Here is a 22,017-nt window from a genome sequence, read left to right as displayed (position 1 = left end):
TATAGCTCTGTTTTAAAATTTCATTCGATGTCTTGGCAGATTAATTTCGTGTCCCTGCGGATAGGGTTCGCGATGCGTAGGGCTAACATCTTCCTTAATTAACTGCTGTGTCTTATACTGATCTTTAGCATCCATATAACGCGGATCAGGAATAAAAGGCATTTTGGACATTTTGGTAATCGTAATGGTCGGAAAGTGGTAATCGACTTCCACGGTTCCTAACAGTAAATAACAGCCTCCGCCCTGAAAAGGATACTGCGCCAGGCCATCCGGAAAATGAGCCGTATCAAAATAAGTCCCTTCATGATCGATCCAGGTCCCGAAATACATGTTTCCTTTTTTGGTTGGAACCTGCTTTCTGGAAATCAGATACGCCAGCATACGAACTTGTTTTTTGTGATGGGCAACTAAATCTTTGGCCATAACGTCGCCACGGTGTCTGGTCTGTAAAAGATCAAAAACAGTACAGGAAACCGGAAAACTTAAAAGTTCAATTTCATCAAAAGCATCTTCAAACAGGGAACGTTCCAAAATAGGAAGTTTATATTCTTTAACAGGCTCCTGTAGCAGCATCAGACTTCTGTTTTCGGGTTTGAAATTATTTAAAAGCAAACTCGCAATGACTAAAAGCTGATTCTTGGTTTTTCCCGTAAAACGAAAGGCATCTATAAAAATTAAAATTTTCATGCTTTCAATCCCAATCGGAATACGGTTGATGAAATCTTCCAAAGAAAGAAAATCACCGTTTTTATCGCGGTCTGATTCGATCAGATGGGCGGTTTTGGAGTCTAAGCTCTGCAGGTGCATAAAACCGAGATAAATAGCAGTGCCGTATACGGTGGTCTGATATTCGCTTTTGTTTACACACGGATTAAGAATGGTAGCGCCGGACATTCTCGCTTCGTGCACATACACTTCGGTTCTGTAAAATCCACCCTGGTTATTGATGACCGCTGTCATAAATTCCACAGGATAATTTATCTTCAGATATAAACTCTGATAACTCTCTACGGCATACGAAGCCGAGTGTGCCTTACAGAACGAAAACCCTGCAAAGGATTCAATCTGGCGGTAAATTTCCTGACTAAGTCCTACAGGATGTCCTTTTGCGGCACAGCAGGCAAAGAAATTATCTTTTACTTTTTGCAAAGCTTCCGCCGATCGTCCTTTTCCCGACATGGCACGACGCAGAATATCACCATCTGCAGCGGGAAGACCTCCGTAATGCTGGGCAATTTTAATTACATCTTCCTGATACACCATAATGCCATACGTTTCGCCAAGATGTTCTTTGAAGACATCATGAAAATATTGAAACTGATCCGGATTGTTATGGCGAAAAATATACTCTTTCATCATTCCCGATTGCGCCACGCCGGGACGAATAATAGAAGAAGCCGCCACCAGAATTTTATAATTATCACAATTAAGCCGGCGCAACAATCCGCGCATGGCCGGACTTTCGATATAAAAACAGCCAATGGTTCTGCCTTGTGCCAAATGAACATTGCAGACCGCTTCATCTTTGGAAATCGAAGTATCACGAATATTAAGTGTAATCCCCCTGTTTTTCTCAATCAATTTTACACTGTCGTCGATATGCCCAATACCACGCTGACTTAAAATATCGAATTTATCAAAACCAATTTCTTCAGCAATATGCATATCAAAAAGCACAATAGGGAATCCTTTTGGAGGCATTTCCAATGGCGTGTAATTGGTAATCGGTTCTTCAGAAATAATGATTCCGCAGGCATGCATACTGCGCTGGTTAGGGTATTTACCCATCATCATACTGTATTCCTGAACCAGTTTTACGATAGAATTGGTTTCGTGTAACGCCATCGGATTTTTGGCCAGCATATCCAGTTCTTCTTTCGGAAGACCAAAAACTTTTCCGACTTCCCTAAAAATAGAACGGTGTTTAAATTCAACATTCGTTCCGCAGAAAGCCACATGATCGCGGCCATATTTATCGAAGATATATTCTAAAATCGTATTGCGTTCTTTCCAGCTCCAGTCGATATCAAAATCCGGCGGACTTTTTCGGTTGAGGTTTAAAAAACGTTCAAAATAAAGATCAAGCTCTATAGGGCAGATATCCGTAATTCCCAAACAATACGCGATAATACTATTGGCGCCGCTGCCACGTCCAATGTGCATAAATCCCTTACTATTGCTATACTGAACAATATCCCAGGTAATTAAAAAATAACCGCTGAATTGTAATTCGTCAATTACTTTCAGTTCTTTTTCGATGCGTTTTTTGGCCAGATCATGATTTTCGCCATAACGCCAAATTAAACCTTCATGTGCCAGTTCCGTAAGTCTTGCGATATCGCCTTCGCGATTTTCAGTAAAAAACTTCTTGTTTTTTTTAGATTCAAAATCATACTGAAAATTACAGGAATCAATGATGTATTGGGTATTGGCTATAATTTCAGGATAATTTTCATAATAAGGCAAAAGTGCTTCCAGAGGCAGCATTTTCTCAGAAGTTTTACAGTAATCAGCGGCTGTTAGTTTCGATAAAATGATATTCGTGTCAATAGCACGCAGAATTTTGTGCAGGTTAAATTCTCTTTTATTTCTAAAAGTGACCGATTGAAGAATTACCATTTTGGAAATTTTACTTTTCAATTCTGAAGTAAAAAGCTTGGAAATTTCGTCCGGACGAATGCCGATAAAATCATTTTCACGTAGTACTTCAGGAGTATTTTCCAGCGTATAAATCACAAAAACCGACTCGAATTCGGGAGCCATTAAAGGCAAGGATTCCCCGCTGAAATTATATTCGGTTAAAAACCGATTCATTTCGCCCAGTCCTTCCCCATTTTTGGCCAGCCCGATATAGCGGAATTGATGCTCTGAGCGGAATTCGATTCCGACCAATGGTTTTATGGCGGCTTTATCGCAGGCTCTTATAAAATCATAAATTCCGGTTACGGTATTGATATCGGTCAGTGCCATAGCTTTTACACCACAGGAAACCGCTTCCTTCATGAGATCATCAAGCGGAATCGTGCCGTAGCGAAGCGAATGAAAAGAGTGGCAGTTGAGGTACATGGTTTATTTGATACGTTTTAAAATTTCGTCTTTGTTATTCGGTTTAAAGGAGGCTCCGGCACAACGCATTACGGCATCGAAACCGTACCGGCTTTTCATTTTATCCATCGCAGCATACAGGGATAGGATTTCCTGGGTATCTTCGAAAAGGTCAATTTGATACGTGCCGCGAACCAGTCCGCTGAAGCGAATACCGATCAGTCGGATGCGCATACGGCGTTGGTAGACTTTATCAAATAAATCGTTTACATTTTTGTTTAAAATATGATCGGCTGAGGTATAAGCAATTTTGCATTGTTTGGTTTCAGTGTCAAAATTGGCGTAACGTATTTTAACAACAACGGTTGAGGTTAGCCATTGCTCAGATCGAAGCTGAAAAGCCAGTTTTTCGACCATACCGACCAATATCGATTTTAGCATGACAATATCGATAGTATCCTGAGAAAAAGTATGTTCGGTCGAAATAGATTTTCTTTCCGAATAGGGTTCTACAGGTGTGTGATCAATTCCATTGGCCTTTTTCCAGATGTCCAGCCCGTTTTTACCGATCATTTGTTGCAAAACTTCAGGAGGCATTTCAGATAAAGTCTGAATTTTACGGACGCCAATTCTTGATAAAAGCTGAAAAGTCACAGCTCCGACCATTGGTATTTTCTGAATTGACAGCGGATTTAAAAAGGCCTGTACATTTCCTTCCGGAATTTCCAGGTTCCCTTTTGGTTTGCCTTCTCCGGTAGCAATTTTAGAAACCGTTTTATTGACGGACAAAGAAAAACTAATAGGGAGCCCGGTTTCTTTAATTACCGACTGTGCGAGTTCGTTTGTCCATTTATAACTTCCGTGAAATTTGTCCATTCCGGTAATATCCAGGTAAAATTCGTCGATACTTGCTTTTTCCAGTATCGGTGCTTTTTCCTGAATGACCTGTGTAACATCATGTGATAATTGCGAATACAATTCCATATCGCCCTTGATGATTTTAGCATCAGGACATAATTTCATGGCCATTTGAATAGGCATGGCAGAACGGACTCCAAAACGACGGGCTTCATACGAACAAGAGGCTACAACGCCACGGTCACCACCACCAATTATCAGAGGAATTCCTTCTAATTGTGAGTTGGTTAACCTTTCACAGGATACGAAAAAGGTATCCAAATCCATGTGTACAATTGCCCGTGCCATTTTTTTGTTTTTGTAAGTGACAAAATTAGCGCAGGTTGTAACAAAAATGATTATATTTGTTGTTCCAAATTATAACAAATTAAATTATGTCCTTATTTTCAGATAACATCAGAGCATTGAGGGTTAAGCATAAAATATCTCAGGAGAAATTAGCTGAAAACCTTAGAATTACCAGAGGAAGATACGTTAAATACGAAGATGGAACCTCCGAAGCACCGTATGATATTTTAAAGCAGATTGCTTTATATTTTCATATGAGTATTGATTTATTATTGTCTGTCGACATCCGTAAAATCAATATAGAAAACCTTATAAAATTAGAAGGCAACCGACTTATTTTACCCATACAAGTTGATAGTTTTGGGGAGAATTATATCGAAATTGTATCTCAAAAAGCAAAAGCGGGTTACCTGAACGGATATGCTGATCCGGAATATATCGAGAGTCTGCAGCAGGTTTCCCTTCCGTTTTTAGGACCGGGAAAACACCGTGGCTTTCCGGTAGAAGGAGATTCGATGCCGCCACACGAAGACGGAAGTATCATCATTGGCCGTTACGTGGAAAGGCTGGGAGAGGTGCTCGACGGAAAAACGTATATCCTGATTACGAAAAACGAAGGCATGGTCTACAAGCGTCTGAACAAAAACAAAAAGAATGCACTAGTCCTGGAATCCGACAATCGTTTTTATCCGAATTATGAAGTCAAAGCTTCGGATATTCTGGAGATTTGGGAATACGAGTGCAATATCGGCCGCAGCGATAAACGTCATGAAGTAACAGAAACCCAGAGTATGAAGGATCTGCTTTTAGAAGTTAAGAGAGAAGTTATGGAAATCAAGAATAATACTTCGGGTACGAATTAGGTTCTGAGAATTAAGCTTTGGTTTTATAACGGAGTGTCACCCTGGGCGGAGTCGAAGGCTGGATCAGGCAAAAGGTCCTCGATTCCGCTCAGACGGACAATCGTAAAAAAACTAAAAAACCTTCACAAAGCTCAATCCATATTGCTGCCCATTGTAGAAAGGAGCAATCATAGAAGTCGAATTGCCTTCAGAGGAGGATTTAAATAGTTTTTTGGTAATGTACGGATTCATCCAATACGCAATTTTAGTACTCAAAATCCCGATTCCGGCTCCGGCTGCGACATCGGTTAACCAATGGCGGTTGTTGTAAATCCGGAATAATCCCGTTCCGGTTGCCACGGCATACCCTGCAATTCCGTACCAAATCGATTTGTCTTTGTATTCCTGCCATAAAAATTCGGCTCCGGCAAAAGCAGTGGCGGTATGTCCGGACGGAAAAGAATTATTGGAACTCCCGTCAGGTCTTTGTTCATGTACGATTGACTTTAAACTCAAAACAGTAGAAGCCATAATAACGTAGGAAGTCACGAAAATTACAGACCGGTCACGCATTGTATTTTTTCCTTTTACACCAAAAGCATTCAAAGCAAAAACAGAGGCTGCGGGTGCATACTGGGAGAAATCATCAATGGTGATTTTCTCGTCAATATCTTCGGTAACTTCTTTTTTGATCTGCGAATTAAAGCTTAAAAGCTGATCACTTTCAAGGCCAATTACACCATAGCCAATTAATGCACCCGGAATAATCAGCTGCTTATAACTGAATTTAAGATGGTGTGCCGCACTGCTGTCAATTGCAGCAATAGAATCGTTCTTTTGTGCTGTTGCAGCAAAAACGCTGAATAGAAATACCAGGCAAATCGTTTTGTAAATCATGATTGATTCTCGTTAGATATAGCAAAATAACGAAGGATTTGATCAACTATTTCCGGGTTAATCCAACCTTAAGCGAATATTAACTCCTGCTTGATTTTCAAACGTTTAGTGAAAACCAAAAGGTACTTCCTAATCCTAAATTGCTTTCTACGCCAATGGTTCCGTTTTGGGCTTCAATGAATTCCTTACTGATCGCCAGCCCAAGTCCCGTGCCTGATTTCCGGCTGCCCGGAATCTGAAAATATTTATCGAAAACTTTGTTTTTGTACCGCGCATCAATTCCTTTTCCGGTATCAATAACCTGAAATAAGATTTGATTGTTTTCCTCTTTCAGTTTAATGACAATAGTACTTTTTTCAGAAGAATAGGTAATGGCATTTGATAAATAATTGATCAAAACCCAGCCTGTTTTTTCGCTGTCCGCTTTTACATCCGGTAAATTTTCATTCGCATCAATGACCAATTTTATTTGCTTTTGGTCTGCCTGTACTTTTACAGCTTCCTTTGCATAATTTACAATGTTATACGGATTACTTTTTTCGATATTCAGCTGGATATTCCCTGTTTCCAATTGTGATAAATTGAGTAATTCGCCGGTTATTTTCAACAAGCGCTGACTATCGTCTTTAATACTTTCCACCAATTGGTTCTGCTCCTCGTTCATGGCACCCGTTCTGGAATTTTGAAGTAACTGCAAACTTAGTTTTATAGAAGCGATAGGGGTTTTCAATTCATGGGAGACTGTCGCTATAAAATTGGTTTTCGCAAAATCCAGCTCTTTAAAAAGCGTAATGTTTCGAAGAATAATCACATCTCCAATATTGATTTCTTTTTCCTCACCTGTCGGCGTTATGGTAATATTGATTTTTTCTTTATCAAAATAACTTTCTTTTCCGTTGGCAAAAATCTTTAAAGGCTGTTTTTTCGAATTGTCATTTTCTTCTTTGAAAAGTAACGAACGTACCAGATCATTCGACAGGGCCAGGGTAGAAGCAGCTTTTGAAACCACATCCTCAGCTTTCAGTCCGATGATTTTCAGGGCTTCATCGTTGGCAAACAAAATCAGCCCTTCATTGTCTAAACCAATAATAGGGTCGTGCATATTATTGATAAGCGTTTCCAGTCGTTTTTTCTCAAAGAAAAGCTTGTACAAATTGCTGTTGTTGTATTCCTGAAGTTTTTGCGCCATGGTATTAAACGATTTGGCCAGGTCACCATATTCGTTATGATTGGTGAAATGTACACGCTCGGAATAATTCTTATTGGCAATTTCCTTAATACTAAGGGTGAGCTCCTTAATCGGGTTCGCAATATTATTCGGTAGGTTAATCAGTAAGTTAAAAGCAATCAGAAAACATAAGGTACCTACAACGGCAATCAGCAAATTAGCGTTTTCAGCGGTATGTTTCGCAATATCGCTTTTTTGTTTTATGGCATTCATGTTGAGTTTCATAATCTCAAAAATATCCTTCCTGATCTGTGTTTTGGCAGCTTCATCGATATTATTTTTTTCCAAAAAAGCAAAATTTCCCTTCAGGTTATCCGTTACTTTTTTCTCCCCGTTCTCCGTGATATTCTGCGTTTGTTTTTGAAGATTTTCTTTAAAAGTAATAATCGCATGATCAGCATCAGTACTAATTTCATCTAACGATAAAAGCATATTTCTGGAATATTCCAGGGTATTGTAATTCGCTTTCAGAATATTCTCGGTATCTGCTTTTATCAAAAAGACAGAATAAGCACTTACTAAAGAGAGTATGATGATCATTAAAAATAACAATCCAACGCCCAGATTTAATTTGGTTTTAATTCTCATGATGTCATTGCGAGGAACGAAGCAATCTCATCCTCTAAATTTAATTATTTATTTTTTTTTTTTGAACCATGTAAGTAATATAAGGAAATATAAGTTTGGTGGGCACATAGTTAAGATAAAGCAATTCACGCACTCTGTTAAATGAACTTATATAACTTATATGGTTTAATTTCTGATTACAATATTTTTTTGAACCATGTAAGTAATATAAAGAAATATAAGTTTGGTGGCGCATAGTTAAGGTAAAGCATCAAAGTTGTAAAGAAAAAAACTTTGCGTCTTCTGGTTTTGCGCACTCTGTTAAATGAACTTATATAACTTATATGGTTTAATTTCTCATTACAATATTTTTTTGAACCACGTAAGTAATATAAGGAAATATAAGTTTGGTGAGCACATAGTTAAGATAAAGCAATTCATGCACTCTGTTAAATGAACTTACATAACTTATATGGTTTAATTTCTCATTACAATATTTTTTTGAACCATGTAAGTAATATAAGGAAATATAAGTTTGGTGGCACATAGTTAAGGTAAAGCAATTCACGCACTCTGTTAAATGAACTTATATAACTTATATGGTTTAATTTCTCAGGACAAAATAACAAGATCAACATTCGATAACGACAGCCGATTTAATAAACGCCTGAAAATCGTTGTTGACAAAATTACTTTAAATAAATTCAAATGTGGTTTTCCAATGCAGACAGTTGTAATCTGTTTTTCTTCGACCATCATCAGAATGGCATCAGCAATATTTTTATGTTCTGTTTTTATGACTTCTGCACCTAATTGGGTGGCCAGTTTAAAATTATTAATCAAATGACGCTGTTTGTCCAACGCAATTTTGATACTGCTTTCTTTCGGTGTTTCCACATACATCACATACCAGCTTCCGTTGTAGTAACTCGCGAGCCGGGCTGCTTTCCGAATTACAATTTTAGCCGTTTTGTCGTTACTGCTAATACAGGCCAATAGTTTTTCATGTTTCAAAGCGTGTAGCTGCGGCACTTCACTTTCTACTTTACGGACTACCTGACTCGCAACTTCCTTTAAAGCCAGTTCGCGCAGCTGTAAAATCTGCTCCGATTTAAAAAAGTTCGTCAGGGCAGTCTGAATTTTATCAGGCGTATAAATTTTGCCTTCTTTCAAACGGGCAATCAAATCCTCTGAAGTCAAATCAATATTCACGACTTCATCAGCAATTCGTAAAACATTATCCGGAATTCGTTCCTGAACATCAATGCCTGTGATGCGTTTTACGTCTTCGTTTAAACTTTCAATATGCTGAATATTAACTGCCGAAATCACATTGATTCCCGCTTCCAGAATCTCTAAAACATCCTGCCAGCGTTTTTCATTTTTGCTTCCTTCTACATTCGTATGCGCCAATTCGTCTACAATGACAACTTCCGGCCTAAGATTGATAATCGCCTGAACATCGAGTTCTTCGAGTTCTTTGCCTTTATAAAAAATAGTCCGCCTCGGGATCACCGGCAAACCAAACAATAACTCATGCGTTTCCTTTCGGAGATGCGTTTCGATGTAACCAATTTTTACATCAATTCCGTTTTTCAACAGTGAATGTGCTTCCTGAAGCATGCGATACGTTTTACCTACACCGGCACTCATCCCAATGTAGACCTTGAATTTTCCTTTTCTGGATTTCTGAATTAAATCAAGAAAGTGCTGTGCGTTATTTTTCTGTTCCATAAAAATAGGCTTTTAGCTATAAGCTGTAAGCTTTAGGCAATAGAACTTTCAAAAGCCTACTGCCTAAAGCCTATAGCTTAAAGCTAGAAAGAAATTGCCAGCGAAGTCGTTACAAACGTATTCGTGTCCGTTGGAAGATTGTCTTTTGTAAATATTTCATCTTTACCCGAAAGATTTCGGGCTTCTATTCTAAACATTACAGTATCAGTAACTAAGTAATCAAAGTTAGCTGAAAATCCGTAAGTTTTAAAACCATTTGGTGTCTCAGTCGCGATAATCACCCCTTTTTCATCACTGTAATATTCTCCTCTTGCAGCCAGCTGAATCTTATCTGTTGGCTTGTATTGCACAATCAGAACAGGCGAAAACCAGGTGTCGTATTTAGTACTGTTTTTTGCCGCTTGTTGTGAACCAACATCAAAACCGGCTGTTATATTTGTTTTATCCGTAACTTTAAACTGTCCGTAAAAGTTATTGAAATAACGCCATTTTTTGTCCATATCCGGCTGCTCGTTTCCAACATACGTACTCCAGTTCAAAACAACCCGATCAGATGGCTTGTACGTGACCTGCGTTCCAAAAGCAGGCGTTTGATTGCCTTCTGCTTTTTGGGTACGCTGCCAGCCATTGAGGTACATCCCGGCCAAATACCATTTCCCGGATTCAGAGGTGTAACCAATTTTAACTCCCGTTTCGTAATACGGAGAATTCTCCGCCAGAATACTTCTCGTTAAAGTCTGGCAATCTTTTCCAATCGCACTTTCAAAACCGATGTGCGCCGGCATAATCCCTGCATCAATCCACAAATTATGGTTTTGCGAAATCTTTACGCCCACATTGGCCTCGTATACATTTTTCAATAAACCCTGTTCGGCAGTCATGTTGTACTCGGCATACGTTCCGGCCATTAAGGCAAAATTCCCGCGAATATTATCTTTCGAATAATTTACTTTTGCCAAACCCAGATTCAGGTTCACTTCATTGCTTTTGTTATAGTTGTAAAAAAATCCGGGACGTGTATGATTTTCAGGTTTTGCAAAATCATAACTGTAATAAACGTCCACATATCCTGAAAATGTAAACGGACTTTTTGTTTCTTCTTGTGCCTGTAAATTGCTAAAACCGAAAGCGATTAAAGCAGTAAGTATTATTTTTTTCATTTTGTCATTGCGAGGAACGACCTGTTCGCCGGGGCGAAAGCAATCGTCCTCTTAATTAAATTAATTATTTAGTAGATTTTCAGAAGCTATTTCCTGCTATCCGTTTCAATCTTTTGTGCCGAACCCCGGCACAAAAGGATTTCCACTACTATCAGGGCTAGGCCTTCTGGGATAAAAAAGGCTTTTGTTTTCCTGTAAGGTTTTCAAGCCTTACTTTAATTTATTTTCCTTCTGGTTTGTCATTTCGACGAAGGAGAAATCTCCGTTGCCAGATCGACACAGATTAATATTCTTTGAAACTTAGAATCTTAGCGACTCAGAACCTCAGAACCTTTTTTAGAAAGCTGATCCAAAGCCACATTCAATTCCAAAACATTAACGGTTTCAGGTCCAACAACAGTCGTGTTAATTTTAGATTCAACCAAAGCTTTTACTTTATCTTCAGCTAATTTTCTTTCTTTGGCAACCCGTTTCACCTGAATCAAAGCACCTTCCGGTGAAATATTCGGATCCAACCCACTACCGGAAGCCGTCACCATATCCGATGGAATCTCTGATTTCTTCAAATAAGGGTGCACGATTAAAAACGTATCGATTCTTTTTTGAACCAACGCCAGATACTCGGCATTACTTGGCCCTTTGTTGCTTCCGGCACTTCCGGCAGCATTATAATCCACAGCCGAAGGTCTTCCCCAGAAATAATTCGACTTATCGAATTTCTGACCGATTTTTTGGTATCCAACCACTTTTCCGTTAACCGAAATCGTTTCTCCTTTTCCCTGATTCGGAGCAAATTGTGCAATTCCATAAATTGCAAGGGGATAAATAACTGCAAACAAAATGATAGTAAGCAGTGTCAGTTTTAATAGTGAAAATATATTTTTCATTTTTTTATTTTTTAGAGTTTCTAAGGCACTAAGTTTCTAAGCTTCTCTTTTGTACTTAGTATCTTAAGAACTTGTTTTTAAAATTTTAGAAGACGTTGAGGTTTTAAGTTTCTAAGTTTTTTTTATCTCAGGACCTTAGAAACTTAGAGCCTTAGCAGCTTACATAAACAGGGCTACGAGTAAATCAATTAATTTAATTCCGATAAAAGGCACAATCAATCCGCCTAAACCATAAATCAAAAGGTTTCTTTTCAGGATGGCGCTTGCACCGATGGGTTTATAATCAACACCTCTCAACGCTAATGGAATCAATATCGGAATGATAATAGCATTGAAAATTACCGCTGATAAAATAGCACTTTCAGGGCTGTGCAGACGCATGATATTCAATCCTTCGAGCGCAGGAATCGCAGTAATAAAAAGAGCAGGAACAATAGCAAAATATTTCGCAACGTCATTTGCAATAGAGAAAGTAGTTAAAGTTCCGCGAGTCATTAAAAGCTGTTTTCCAATTTCGATAATCTCGATAAGTTTGGTTGGGTCATTGTCAAGATCGACCATGTTTCCGGCTTCTTTGGCAGCCTGGGTTCCGCTGTTCATCGCAACACCTACATTGGCCTGCGCAAGGGCAGGAGCATCGTTGGTTCCGTCACCCATCATGGCAACAAGTTTACCCAGGTTTTGCTCGTTTTTGATGTAGTTCATTTTATCCTCAGGTTTCGCTTCGGCAATAAAATCATCTACACCGGCAGCTTCTGCGATAAATTTAGCCGTAAGCGGATTATCTCCGGTCACCATCACTGTTTTGACACCCATTTTTCTCAAACGGTCAAAACGTTCTTTCATTCCGGTTTTGATGATATCCTGCAATTCGATGACACCCTGAACCTGATTGTTTTTAATCACCACTAATGGAGTTCCACCGTTTGTAGAAATGTCAATTACTTTTTGCGCAGTATCTTCAGGAAAGCTATTTCCTGCCTGTGCAGCAATGTTTTTTGCGGCATCCTGAGCGCCTTTTCTAATATTGGTTCCGTCTTTTAAAATAACTCCGGAAGTTCTGGTTTCGGCGGTAAATTTGATTAAAGTAGCACCTTCAATTGATAATTTAGTGGCAGTTTCTACACCTGCCAGTTCTACGATACTTTTCCCTTCCGGAGTGTCATCTGCTAATGAACTTAATACAGCAGATTTAATAAAATCTTCTTCAGAAACCCCTTTTGCAGGATAGAAATTCGTTGCTTTTCGGTTTCCTATCGTGATGGTTCCGGTTTTATCCAAAAGTAATACATCAATATCTCCGGCAGTTTCTACTGCTTTTCCTGATTTTGTAATCACGTTGGCACGCAAAGCTCTGTCCATTCCCGCAATTCCAATGGCAGATAATAAACCACCAATTGTGGTTGGAATCAAACAAACAAACAAGGCGATGAAAGCTGCAATAGTGATCGGTGCATTCGCATAATCGGCAAACGGTTTTAGCGTAACACAAACAATTACGAAGATTAAGGTAAATGCCGCTAACAAAATAGTCAGAGCAATTTCGTTTGGTGTTTTCTGACGGCTTGCTCCTTCCACCAAAGCAATCATTTTATCCAGAAAGCTTTCGCCCGGTTCAGAAGTTACAATTACTTTAATTTTATCAGATAACACTTTTGTCCCTCCAGTTACCGATGATTTGTCACCACCGGCTTCCCGAATTACAGGCGCACTTTCTCCGGTAATCGCACTTTCGTCGATAGTAGCTAAACCTTCGATAATTTCACCATCGGTTGCAATTAAATCTCCGGCTTCACAAACGAAAATATCTCCTTTTTTCAATTCCGAAGAACTGATATTTTTGACTTCTCCGTTTGGCAGGATTTGTCTGGCCGGAGTTTCTTCCCTTGTTTTTCTTAAACTGTCCGCCTGTGCTTTTCCTCTTGCTTCGGCAATGGCTTCGGCAAAATTGGCAAACAAAAGCGTTGCCAGTAAAATTAAGAACACGATTAAATTATAAGCAAAACTACCCTGGTCGGTTGCTCCCATTAAAATGGAAATGCAAACGGCAAACATAATGGCAGTTCCTATTTCTACGGTAAACATTACCGGATTTTTGATCATCATTTTTGGATTCAGCTTCACAAAAGACTGCACGAAGGCTTCTTTTACCTGTTTGCTTTCAAATAACGATGTGGATTTATTAGTTGTCATTTTCTTGTAAAAAGTTAAATGTTATTTGTTAAATGTTATGCGGAATAAATTCATAATTGTAACATAGTCCGTGGTTTCAACCACTGGAACGCAACGTATATCACAATCTGTGTCCGCGTGTTAAAACCACTGGCTATGTTTGAGATATTTTGTGTTTATTTTTATGTATTTAAAATGTTTAGCATCATTTTAGTGTAAAGTACTCCGCTAAAGGTCCAAGTGCCAACGCCGGGAAGAATGATAAAGCAGCAATAATTGCGATTACGGCAAAAACCATTACACCAAAAATAGACGTGTCCGTTTTTAAAGTTCCGGCACTTTCCGGGATGTATTTTTTATTCGCCAACAAACCTGCGATCGCCAATGGCCCAACGATAGGAATGAAACGGCTCAACAATAACACAATTCCTGTAGTGATATTCCAGAACGGATTGTTATCTCCCAATCCTTCAAAACCGGAACCATTATTGGCCGCACTCGACGTATATTCGTATAACATTTCAGAGAATCCGTGATGTCCGGGATTGTTCAGCCAGCCTGTTGCATTTCCGTTAAACCAGTATCCCATTGCAGTATCATGTGCTGCAAAATAAGAAGCCAAAGCGGTACCGGATAATATTAATAAAGGATGAAGAATCGCAATAAAAGCAGCAATCTTAACTTCCCGTGCTTCAATTTTCTTCCCTAAAAATTCAGGGGTCCGCCCCACCATTAACCCGGAAATAAATACCGCCAGAATAATGAAAATATAGAAATTCAGAATACCTACACCACAGCCGCCGTAAAAGGCATTGACCATCATAGATAATAATTGCATAGCTCCGGAAACCGGCATTGAACTATCGTGCATACTATTTACAGAACCGGTAGAAATTACAGTGGTTGCAATACTCCAGAATCCTGAAATGGCTGGCCCAAACCGAACCTCTTTTCCTTCCATAGCTCCGGTGGTTTGCGCGATTCCCATTTTTTCGATTGCAGGATTCCCGTTCATTTCACTCATCACCGTCGGAACAACAAGTAATAAGAATCCAACTGTCATTACTCCGAATATTACATAAGCGAATTTCTTTTTCTTTAGATAAAAACCTAAAGCAAAAATCATGGCAAACGGAATAATCAATTGGGACCATAATTCAACCGCATTGGTAAAATAAGTAGGATTTTCTAATGGATGTGCCGAGTTGGCTCCAAAAAATCCACCACCATTTGTACCAATATGTTTAATAGCAACAAAGGCAGCAGCAGGCCCGCGGGAAACATCTACGTGATCGCCTTGTAAAGTAGTAATGGAATCTTTGCTGTCAAAATCCATTGGCGTACCGCTAAAAGCTAAAATAGTAGCGACAATCACAGAAAGAGGCAATAAAATACGGGTACAGCTTTTGATGAAATAATCGTAAAAATTACCTAGTTTTTCCGTAGTTCTGTCTTTCATTGCATTAAAAATCATTGCTGCAGCGGCCATTCCGACGCCGGCAGAAACAAATTGCAGGAACATTAAGAACATTTGTGACAGGTAAGAAACGCCGCTTTCACCTGAATAGTGCTGTAAATTACAATTTACGACAAACGAAATGGCAGTATTAAATGCCAAATCCGGGCTCATGGACGGGTTGTTATCGGGATTTAAAAACAGCGATCCCTGAAACAACAAAACAAAAAAGCAAAGAAAAAACCAAAGCATGTTGATGCTTAAAAGGGCTTTCAGGTGTTGTTTCCAGTTCATTTCTTCAGTGGAATTGATACCGCTGATTTTAAAAATAAATTTTTCAATTGGATTGAAAATCGGGTCAAGCAATGTTTTATCTCCCAAATAAACTTTAGCAATATATTTTCCTATCGGAATGGCTAAAACTATCGAAATGATAAAAATACTGATGACGCCTAGTAATTCTGTGTTCATAATTTTTATATTTTGTGAGATGTGAACTTTAAAAAGTGAGATGTGATTTGTAAATGAAGGTTAACACCTAACCTCTAACTTCTCACTTATAACTTTTCACCAGATTAAAATTTTTCAGGTTTGATTAATACATAAACCAAATAGCCGAAAACGGCAATCGAAATAATAAATAGTGCAGTCATGATTTAGATTTTTTCAAAGAATTCAACTGATTTAAAACAGATCGCAAACAACACAACGGCCAGTGCGAGTAAAAGAAAAGTGATTAACATATTAGATAATTTTAGATTTTAGAGTTCAGATTTTAGATTTAAGACTTTTACGATTAACCAATTAACCGATTAAACATTTTATACGCCTGAAGTATTAACTTGTTTGATATATTCCGCTTTTAGCGTTTGAGGGAAAAGATGTGAAATGTTGCAGTGACGCATTTCCATAAAAGAAGAAACAGAGAAAATGTACACATTGGAGATGGCATTTTTAGTTTCAATACTTCCGGTAATAAACAAACGTTCAGCAAGTGCTAAGCATTTTTTTGCCCGAACGATATTACCTGAAATAATTGATTTTTTGGTGATATCGGCAAAACGCTCTGCTTGTTTGTAAATAGAGTTGACTTGATTTTTCATGAGAATGAATTTTTATGTTCTTCCTCCTTATGCCAAAATATGTTCCGAAAAAGTCAGGTTGCAGCTAAAGTGCTGTCAATAAAAGGAATGTAGTTTCGTGCCGAAAATAAAGCACAAAAAAAGCCTATCAAAATGATAAGCTTTTATTAAAATGATAGGTTAATTCCATTCCAATCGAATCTGGAACTCATCACAGCAATTGGAATTTGGAATTTAAATTCACCCACAACTATAAGAATTGGAATTTAGAATTCACCACAGCAATTGGAATTTGGAATTTAAAAATTCACCCACAACTATAAGAATTGGAATTTAGAATTCACCACAGCAATTGGAATTTGGAATTTAAAAATTCACCCACAACGATAAGAATTGGAATTTAGAATTCACCACAGCAATTGGAATTTGGATTTAAAAATTTACCCACAACTATAAGAATTGGAATTTAGATTTCACCAGCAATTGGAATTTGGAATTTAAAAATTTATCCACAACTATAAGAATTGGAATTTAGATCTCACCAGCAATTGGAATTTGGAATTTAAAAATTTACCCACAACCATAAGAATTGGAATTTAGATTTCCCCACAGCAATTGGAATTTGGAATTTAAAAATTTATCCACAACGATAAGAATTGGAATTTAGATCTCACCAGCAATTGGAATTTACCCCTTACTTTATTGAATCCCGTACTCCTCTAACTTTCGATACAATGTCGCAATCCCGATTTCAAGTAAACGTGCAGTCTCGGCCTTATTGCCTTTGGTGTAATTTAAAACCTTCTGGATATGCAGTTTTTCGATACTTTGCATAGAAAAAGCCGACATCGATTTGGTCGGTTTTTCAGGCTGATGCTGCATCTCATAAGGCAGGACATCGGCGGTTAAAACAGCATCGCTTAAAATAACTGAGCGTTCAATAATATTTTTGAGTTCGCGAATATTTCCGGGCCAGGAATAATTTTCTAATTTCTGAAGGAATTCATCTGAAATTTGGAGCGTTTTCTTGTTTGTCTTTTCGGAGAATTGCTTCACAAAAGAATGGGTCAGGGTGATGATATCTTTTACTCTTTCTCTCAATGGAGGGAGTTTAATTTCAAATATATTGAGGCGAAAATACAAATCAGAACGAAAACGGTGTTCATCACTTTCTGTTTTTAAATCCCTGTTGGTCGCAGCGATTAACCTGAAATTGGATTTTTTTGGAGTGGTATCGCCAACCGGAATGTATTCGCTGGTTTCTAAAACACGTAATAATTTGGCCTGCAGTTCAATGGGCATTTCCCCAATTTCATCCAGAAATAAAGTGCCGCCATTAGCCTCTTCAATAAAACCCTTTTTATCTTTTAAGGCCCCGGTAAAAGCACCTTGTTTATGGCCGAAAAGTTCGCTTTCTAAAATTTCCTTGCTAAAAGTACTGCAATTTAGTGCTACAAAAGATTTCCCGACACGGTTACTGTTTTCATGAATGGCCTGTGCAAAAACTTCTTTCCCTGTTCCGGTTTCACCAGTAAGCAAAACAGTCGAATCTGTTTTGGCTACTTTTTTGGCAAGATCAATAACCTGCTCAATTCCTTTTGACTTTCCTATAATAGTATCGAAAGAATATTTATCGCCAATACGTTTCTCGAGCTGCTGTACCTTTTTTTGCAAATGTACCTTTTCGACAGCTTTATAAAGAAGCGGAATAATCTTGTCATTGTCATCTCCTTTTACGATATAATCGAAAGCGCCATTTTTCATGGCCTGAACGCCGTCTGCGATATTCCCGAAAGCCGTTAGCAAAATAACTTCAGTAAGCGGAAAACTTCCTTTGATATTTTGCAGGAAATCGACACCGTTTCCATCCGGTAATTTCACATCACACAAAACGACATCAATATCAGTTTGTTCCAGTTTCTTAAAGCCGGACTTCAGATCTTTGGCTTCCACAACTTCAAATCCTTCCGATTTTACAATGCGGGCCAGCAGACTTCTGAGTTTTTCTTCGTCGTCTATAATTAAAATTTTATGTGTCATTTGGGATATTGCTAAAGCGGATGTTATTTCGGAATACAAATTTAGGTTTTAAATCATTTGACTTTAACATTCTGTATAAATTTCGTAAAAAAGCATTTTGAAGTATTGAAATTTCCTCTTTTCTAATCGAATTTTTTTAAAGAGATGTATCTTTAGAAGCTATTAATTACACCTCAAATGAAAATACTACCAAACCGAATAAAGCGATTAGTATTCACAGCACTTCTTTTAACTACGGTTTTCTGTTTTGGAAATCATTCAAAACCTCAAAAAGACACTTTAAAGACTTCGATTATTTCGTTCAGAATAAAATTAAAATCCAACGAAAAAGTTAGAATAACGCCGGCTTCTTTAAAATTCAACAAACATTTGGCGTATAGTTTTACTTTAGATGATGGCTATCGTTCGGCTTACTTAACTTCCTTTCCATTATTGAATGGCGGAAAAATAAGCGGGCCTATGATCGACGAATGGAAAAGTGACCAGGGAGGCGACGGAACAAATTCAAAAGGACTTTTTTACTCGGATGGAGTAGGGAATAAGATTCCGTTTAAGTTAGGGTTGGCAATTAATGGTGGGGCAGTTGGAGATTTTTCGGCTTACCGCGGGCATCTTTCCTGGGCAGAAGTAAAAGAAATGTACAACGCCGGCTGGGATATTCTGAATCATGGTTTCCATCACGCGACCAAACACGGAACTAACTTTTTGACAGAAGTGACAGAGAACACGACTTCAGTACAGCAAAATTTAGGTTTTACAATGTCTCAATTTGTAGTGCCTGGTGGCGAAAGTGATCCGGGCTATCATTTGGAGTACGAAAAAGACGCGCTTGCAAACGGTTCTTTTTCAGTGGCCTCTTATGTGGGTGCGGGACCGGTAATTAAGGTCAAAGACAAAGTAAATTTAGACAAAATGGTCTATTTCAGAGTTTTTGTTCAAAGTTCAAAAGATACAATCGGGTTTAAAACTATGGATCGGTATTTGGCGACTTTTGATTCAGTAGCTAAATTGCCGGATCCAATCTGGTATAATGCCTATACACACGGAGTGGGAAACGGAAATCTCTGGTCACTGAGTATGCGTTTTCCTGATTTCAAATATTTTATGACAACTATTGCCAATAAATACGGTTCAAAAGGCGATGATAGTCTCTGGATGGCACCGTGGCAGGAAGTGTATGAATATATCTGGCTTCGCGACAGAATCAAAATCAGGTATGAGCAAAAAGATAAAGAAGCAGAAGTTACAATTGAGCTTCCTGAAATTCCACAAACATTTAGATATCGTGCTATTTCATTGGCAATCGACACCCGTGCTAAATTTGAAACAGAATCAAAATCACCGGATGTTACGATTTCTGATGATGGAAACACCAAACATAAATTGATTAACCTTCAATTTAAGTAAACACATTTGTAGCTACAAATATTATAATTCTATTAACACGAAAGAATCCGGGCTTTGTATCAAATGAATTAATTTTGCATAAAAGTTACATTATATATGAAAAACCCAATTTCAATCTCCATATTAGAACTCGCTATCATTACACAAGATAGCAACGCAACTGAAACATTTCAGAAAACAAAAGAAATAGCACAAGAGGCAGATGCCTTAGGTTACAAGCGCTTTTGGCTGGCCGAACATCACAATATGGCACACGTTGCAAGTTCTGCCACGGTAGTTTTGATTGGTTACATCGCCAGTCAGACCCAAAATATCCGCGTAGGTTCCGGCGGAATCATGTTGCCGAATCATTCTCCTTTAATAGTAGCCGAGCAATTCGGAACACTGGAGACACTCTATCCAAACCGAATCGATTTAGGATTAGGAAGAGCACCGGGAACAGATCAGCCAACAGCCGAAGCCATTCGAAAAGACTTTTTTGAACAGGCACAGCGTTTTCCTCAAAATGTAAGCAAACTTCAGGATTATTTTTCAGCCGAAAATGCAACAGCAAAAGTAAGAGCATTTCCAGCCGAAGGCACAAATATCCCCATCTGGATTCTAGGCTCAAGCATGGAAAGTGCAGCACTTGCCGCCGCTTACGGATTGCCCTATGCATTCGCCGGACATTTTGCACCGCGCCAAATGATTCAGGCATTTGAGTTTTACCGCGAAAACTTCCAGCCTTCAACAGTTTTAGACAAACCCAAAACAATGGCCTGCGTCAATATCATTGCAGCCGATACAAATGAAGAAGCCGAGAGACTATCGACAAGTCTGTATCAAATGTTTCTTAACTTAATTAGAAACGACCGTAAAGGTTTGCAGCCACCCGTAGATTCTCTTGATGATATTATGGGCGAAGAAGAACGTTTTCATGTCAATCAAATGACCGCTTGTACGTTTACAGGAAACAAAGAGCAGCTGGAAACAGATCTTAAAAAATTCATCGACTACTCACGTGTAGACGAACTAATGGCAACCAGCCCAATTTTTGATCATCGTGCAAAACTAAAAAGCATTCGTATTACAAAAGAAGTTATAGACAGTATAAACACAATATAAAGCATACTTTTTTCCTCTCCTATATATAAGGTGCTATTTCGCTTTTACAACCCGACAGGTTTCCAAAACCTGTCGGGTTTATTATTTATAGTTTAAAGTAATTATCCTGTCCAGCTAAGCTCAGCCGAAGCCTTTGGAATTTGGTATTTAAAGATTTGGAATTTAATTAGGAGCTATTTCCCGCTGTTCGCTCCAATCTTTTGGTTTTTGTCTGCAAAAAGCAAAAGGATTTCCACTTCCATCGGGGCTAGGCAGTAATTTTCAAAAGAGATATTCCGTAAGAAGAGAAACCTAGCGCCTCTGCGTCTTTGCGTGAACCAATCCCCTGGGGCCAGAAGAGCAGGTTTCAAAAGAAATTTCGTCTAACAAGATACTATTCACCAGAAAACCAATTCAAAAAAGTAAACTTAGCGCCTCTGCGTCTTTGCGTGAGCTAACGAATCTGCGAGAAAACCCTAAACCAAAAAGGATTTCCATTTCCATCAGGCCCAGGCAGTAGTTTTCAAAAGAGATATTCCGTAAGAATAGAAACTTAGCGCCTCTGCGTCTTTGCGTGAGCTAACGAATCTGCGAGAAAACCCTAAACCAAAAAGGATTTCCATTTTCCATCAGGCCCAGGCAGTGATTTTCAAAAGAGATATTCCGTAAGAATAGAAACTTAGCGCCTCTGCGTCTTTGCGTGAACCAATTCCACCCAGAGCCAGAAGAGCAGATTTGAAAATAAATTCGGTCTAACACGATACGATTCACCAGAAAACCAAACCAAAAAACTAAACTTAGCGCCTTTGCAACTTTGCGTGAATCAAAAAAAAAGTAATAAAATCCGGCCTTGCGTTCTTTGCGAAACCCACCCGCAGGGAAAAAACCTTAGCGTCTTTGCGGTAAAACCAGCCCAAACCATTGAATCCTGATAAAACCAAAAAAAAGATTGGTTTGTAAAAAACGCAAAACCAGCGACTTATAAAAAAGATTAAAAAAAGTTGGGAAAAAGTATTGTTTAAGCAGATAAACTACCTACTTTTGCACCCGCAACAGCGACAAACGTTCTAGGAAATACTGACAGGCATACGAATCGGACTGAAAATTTATTTTCAAAAAAAGATTCGAAAAAGCTTGTGAGATTTGAAAACGGATGTTACATTTGCACCCCGCAAAACATGGGAAGTTCATTGAAAGGTTGGCAGGAAAGT

At 38.5% G+C, this 22,017-nt stretch carries 15 protein-coding genes; 3 read left to right on the top strand and 12 right to left on the bottom strand.

Annotation, left to right across the window (positions count from 1 at the left end; genetic code table 11):
- Positions 1 to 12 precede the first annotated feature (12 nt).
- Positions 13 to 3,066 carry a DNA polymerase III subunit alpha gene (locus tag LPB89_RS20325; protein WP_230703472.1) on the bottom strand — a complete coding sequence of 1,018 codons (3,054 nt, stop codon included), beginning with the start codon at positions 3,064 to 3,066 and terminating at the stop codon, positions 13 to 15.
- 3 nt (positions 3,067 to 3,069) lie between these two features.
- Positions 3,070 to 4,251, bottom strand: coding sequence for a DNA polymerase IV (gene dinB / locus LPB89_RS20320; RefSeq protein WP_230703471.1), 1,182 nt, complete (start codon positions 4,249 to 4,251; stop codon positions 3,070 to 3,072).
- Between the two features lie 86 nt (positions 4,252 to 4,337).
- On the opposite strand from dinB, the gene LPB89_RS20315 reads away from it, so the two are divergent.
- Complete coding sequence (locus LPB89_RS20315) at positions 4,338 to 5,114, top strand: LexA family transcriptional regulator (protein ID WP_230703470.1); 777 nt, start codon at positions 4,338 to 4,340, stop codon at positions 5,112 to 5,114.
- 111 nt (positions 5,115 to 5,225) lie between these two features.
- Here the strand turns inward: LPB89_RS20315 and LPB89_RS20310 are convergent, their stop codons facing one another.
- The 10 genes from LPB89_RS20310 to LPB89_RS20265 all read right to left on the bottom strand — a co-directional run bounded on the left by LPB89_RS20310 (position 5,226) and on the right by LPB89_RS20265 (position 18,316).
- Entirely contained in the window at positions 5,226 to 5,990 is a 765-nt protein-coding gene (locus LPB89_RS20310) for a phosphatase PAP2 family protein (protein ID WP_230703469.1), read from the bottom strand.
- 97 nt (positions 5,991 to 6,087) lie between these two features.
- Positions 6,088 to 7,806 (bottom strand): ATP-binding protein, encoded by a 1,719-nt coding sequence (locus LPB89_RS20305; RefSeq protein ID WP_230703468.1) that lies wholly within the window; start codon positions 7,804 to 7,806, stop codon positions 6,088 to 6,090.
- 591 nt (positions 7,807 to 8,397) lie between these two features.
- The gene (locus tag LPB89_RS20300) at positions 8,398 to 9,519 is read right to left on the bottom strand and encodes a sensor protein KdpD (RefSeq protein WP_230703467.1); all 1,122 of its coding nucleotides are present in this window, start codon (positions 9,517 to 9,519) and stop codon (positions 8,398 to 8,400) included.
- 83 nt (positions 9,520 to 9,602) lie between these two features.
- Positions 9,603 to 10,679 (bottom strand): porin, encoded by a 1,077-nt coding sequence (locus LPB89_RS20295; RefSeq protein ID WP_230703466.1) that lies wholly within the window; start codon positions 10,677 to 10,679, stop codon positions 9,603 to 9,605.
- A 308-nt stretch (positions 10,680 to 10,987) separates the two neighbouring features.
- Entirely contained in the window at positions 10,988 to 11,566 is a 579-nt protein-coding gene (locus LPB89_RS20290; RefSeq protein ID WP_230703465.1) for a K(+)-transporting ATPase subunit C, read from the bottom strand.
- Positions 11,567 to 11,725: 159 nt separating this feature from the next.
- On the bottom strand, positions 11,726 to 13,759 hold the full coding sequence (gene kdpB / locus LPB89_RS20285; protein WP_230703464.1) for a potassium-transporting ATPase subunit KdpB: 2,034 nt from the start codon (positions 13,757 to 13,759) through the stop codon (positions 11,726 to 11,728).
- Positions 13,760 to 13,943: 184 nt separating this feature from the next.
- Positions 13,944 to 15,665 carry a potassium-transporting ATPase subunit KdpA gene (kdpA, locus tag LPB89_RS20280; RefSeq protein ID WP_230703463.1) on the bottom strand — a complete coding sequence of 574 codons (1,722 nt, stop codon included), beginning with the start codon at positions 15,663 to 15,665 and terminating at the stop codon, positions 13,944 to 13,946.
- Between the two features lie 104 nt (positions 15,666 to 15,769).
- The gene (gene kdpF / locus LPB89_RS20275) at positions 15,770 to 15,847 is read right to left on the bottom strand and encodes a K(+)-transporting ATPase subunit F (RefSeq protein ID WP_072975519.1); all 78 of its coding nucleotides are present in this window, start codon (positions 15,845 to 15,847) and stop codon (positions 15,770 to 15,772) included.
- Between the two features lie 168 nt (positions 15,848 to 16,015).
- Positions 16,016 to 16,297: a hypothetical protein gene (locus tag LPB89_RS20270; RefSeq protein ID WP_127340261.1), complete on the bottom strand. Its 282-nt coding sequence runs from the start codon at positions 16,295 to 16,297 to the stop codon at positions 16,016 to 16,018.
- 678 nt (positions 16,298 to 16,975) lie between these two features.
- Entirely contained in the window at positions 16,976 to 18,316 is a 1,341-nt protein-coding gene (locus LPB89_RS20265) for a sigma-54 dependent transcriptional regulator (RefSeq protein WP_230703462.1), read from the bottom strand.
- A gap of 177 nt (positions 18,317 to 18,493) precedes the next feature.
- On the opposite strand from LPB89_RS20265, the gene LPB89_RS20260 reads away from it, so the two are divergent.
- Together LPB89_RS20260 and LPB89_RS20255 are read left to right on the top strand one after the other, a co-directional pair.
- A complete protein-coding gene (locus LPB89_RS20260; RefSeq protein ID WP_230703461.1) occupies positions 18,494 to 19,723 on the top strand; it encodes a polysaccharide deacetylase family protein in 1,230 nt (409 codons plus the stop codon).
- 96 nt (positions 19,724 to 19,819) lie between these two features.
- Positions 19,820 to 20,827, top strand: a complete 1,008-nt coding sequence (locus LPB89_RS20255; RefSeq protein WP_230703460.1) for an LLM class flavin-dependent oxidoreductase — start codon at positions 19,820 to 19,822, stop codon at positions 20,825 to 20,827.
- The last annotated feature ends 1,190 nt before the right edge of the window (positions 20,828 to 22,017 follow it).

Origin of the sequence: Flavobacterium sp. ENC, from assembly GCF_020991415.1 — a bacterium.
Taxonomy (GTDB): Bacteria; Bacteroidota; Bacteroidia; order Flavobacteriales; family Flavobacteriaceae; genus Flavobacterium.
Note: the sequence above shows the minus strand (reverse complement) of the source record. Positions and strands in the feature narration are given on the sequence as shown.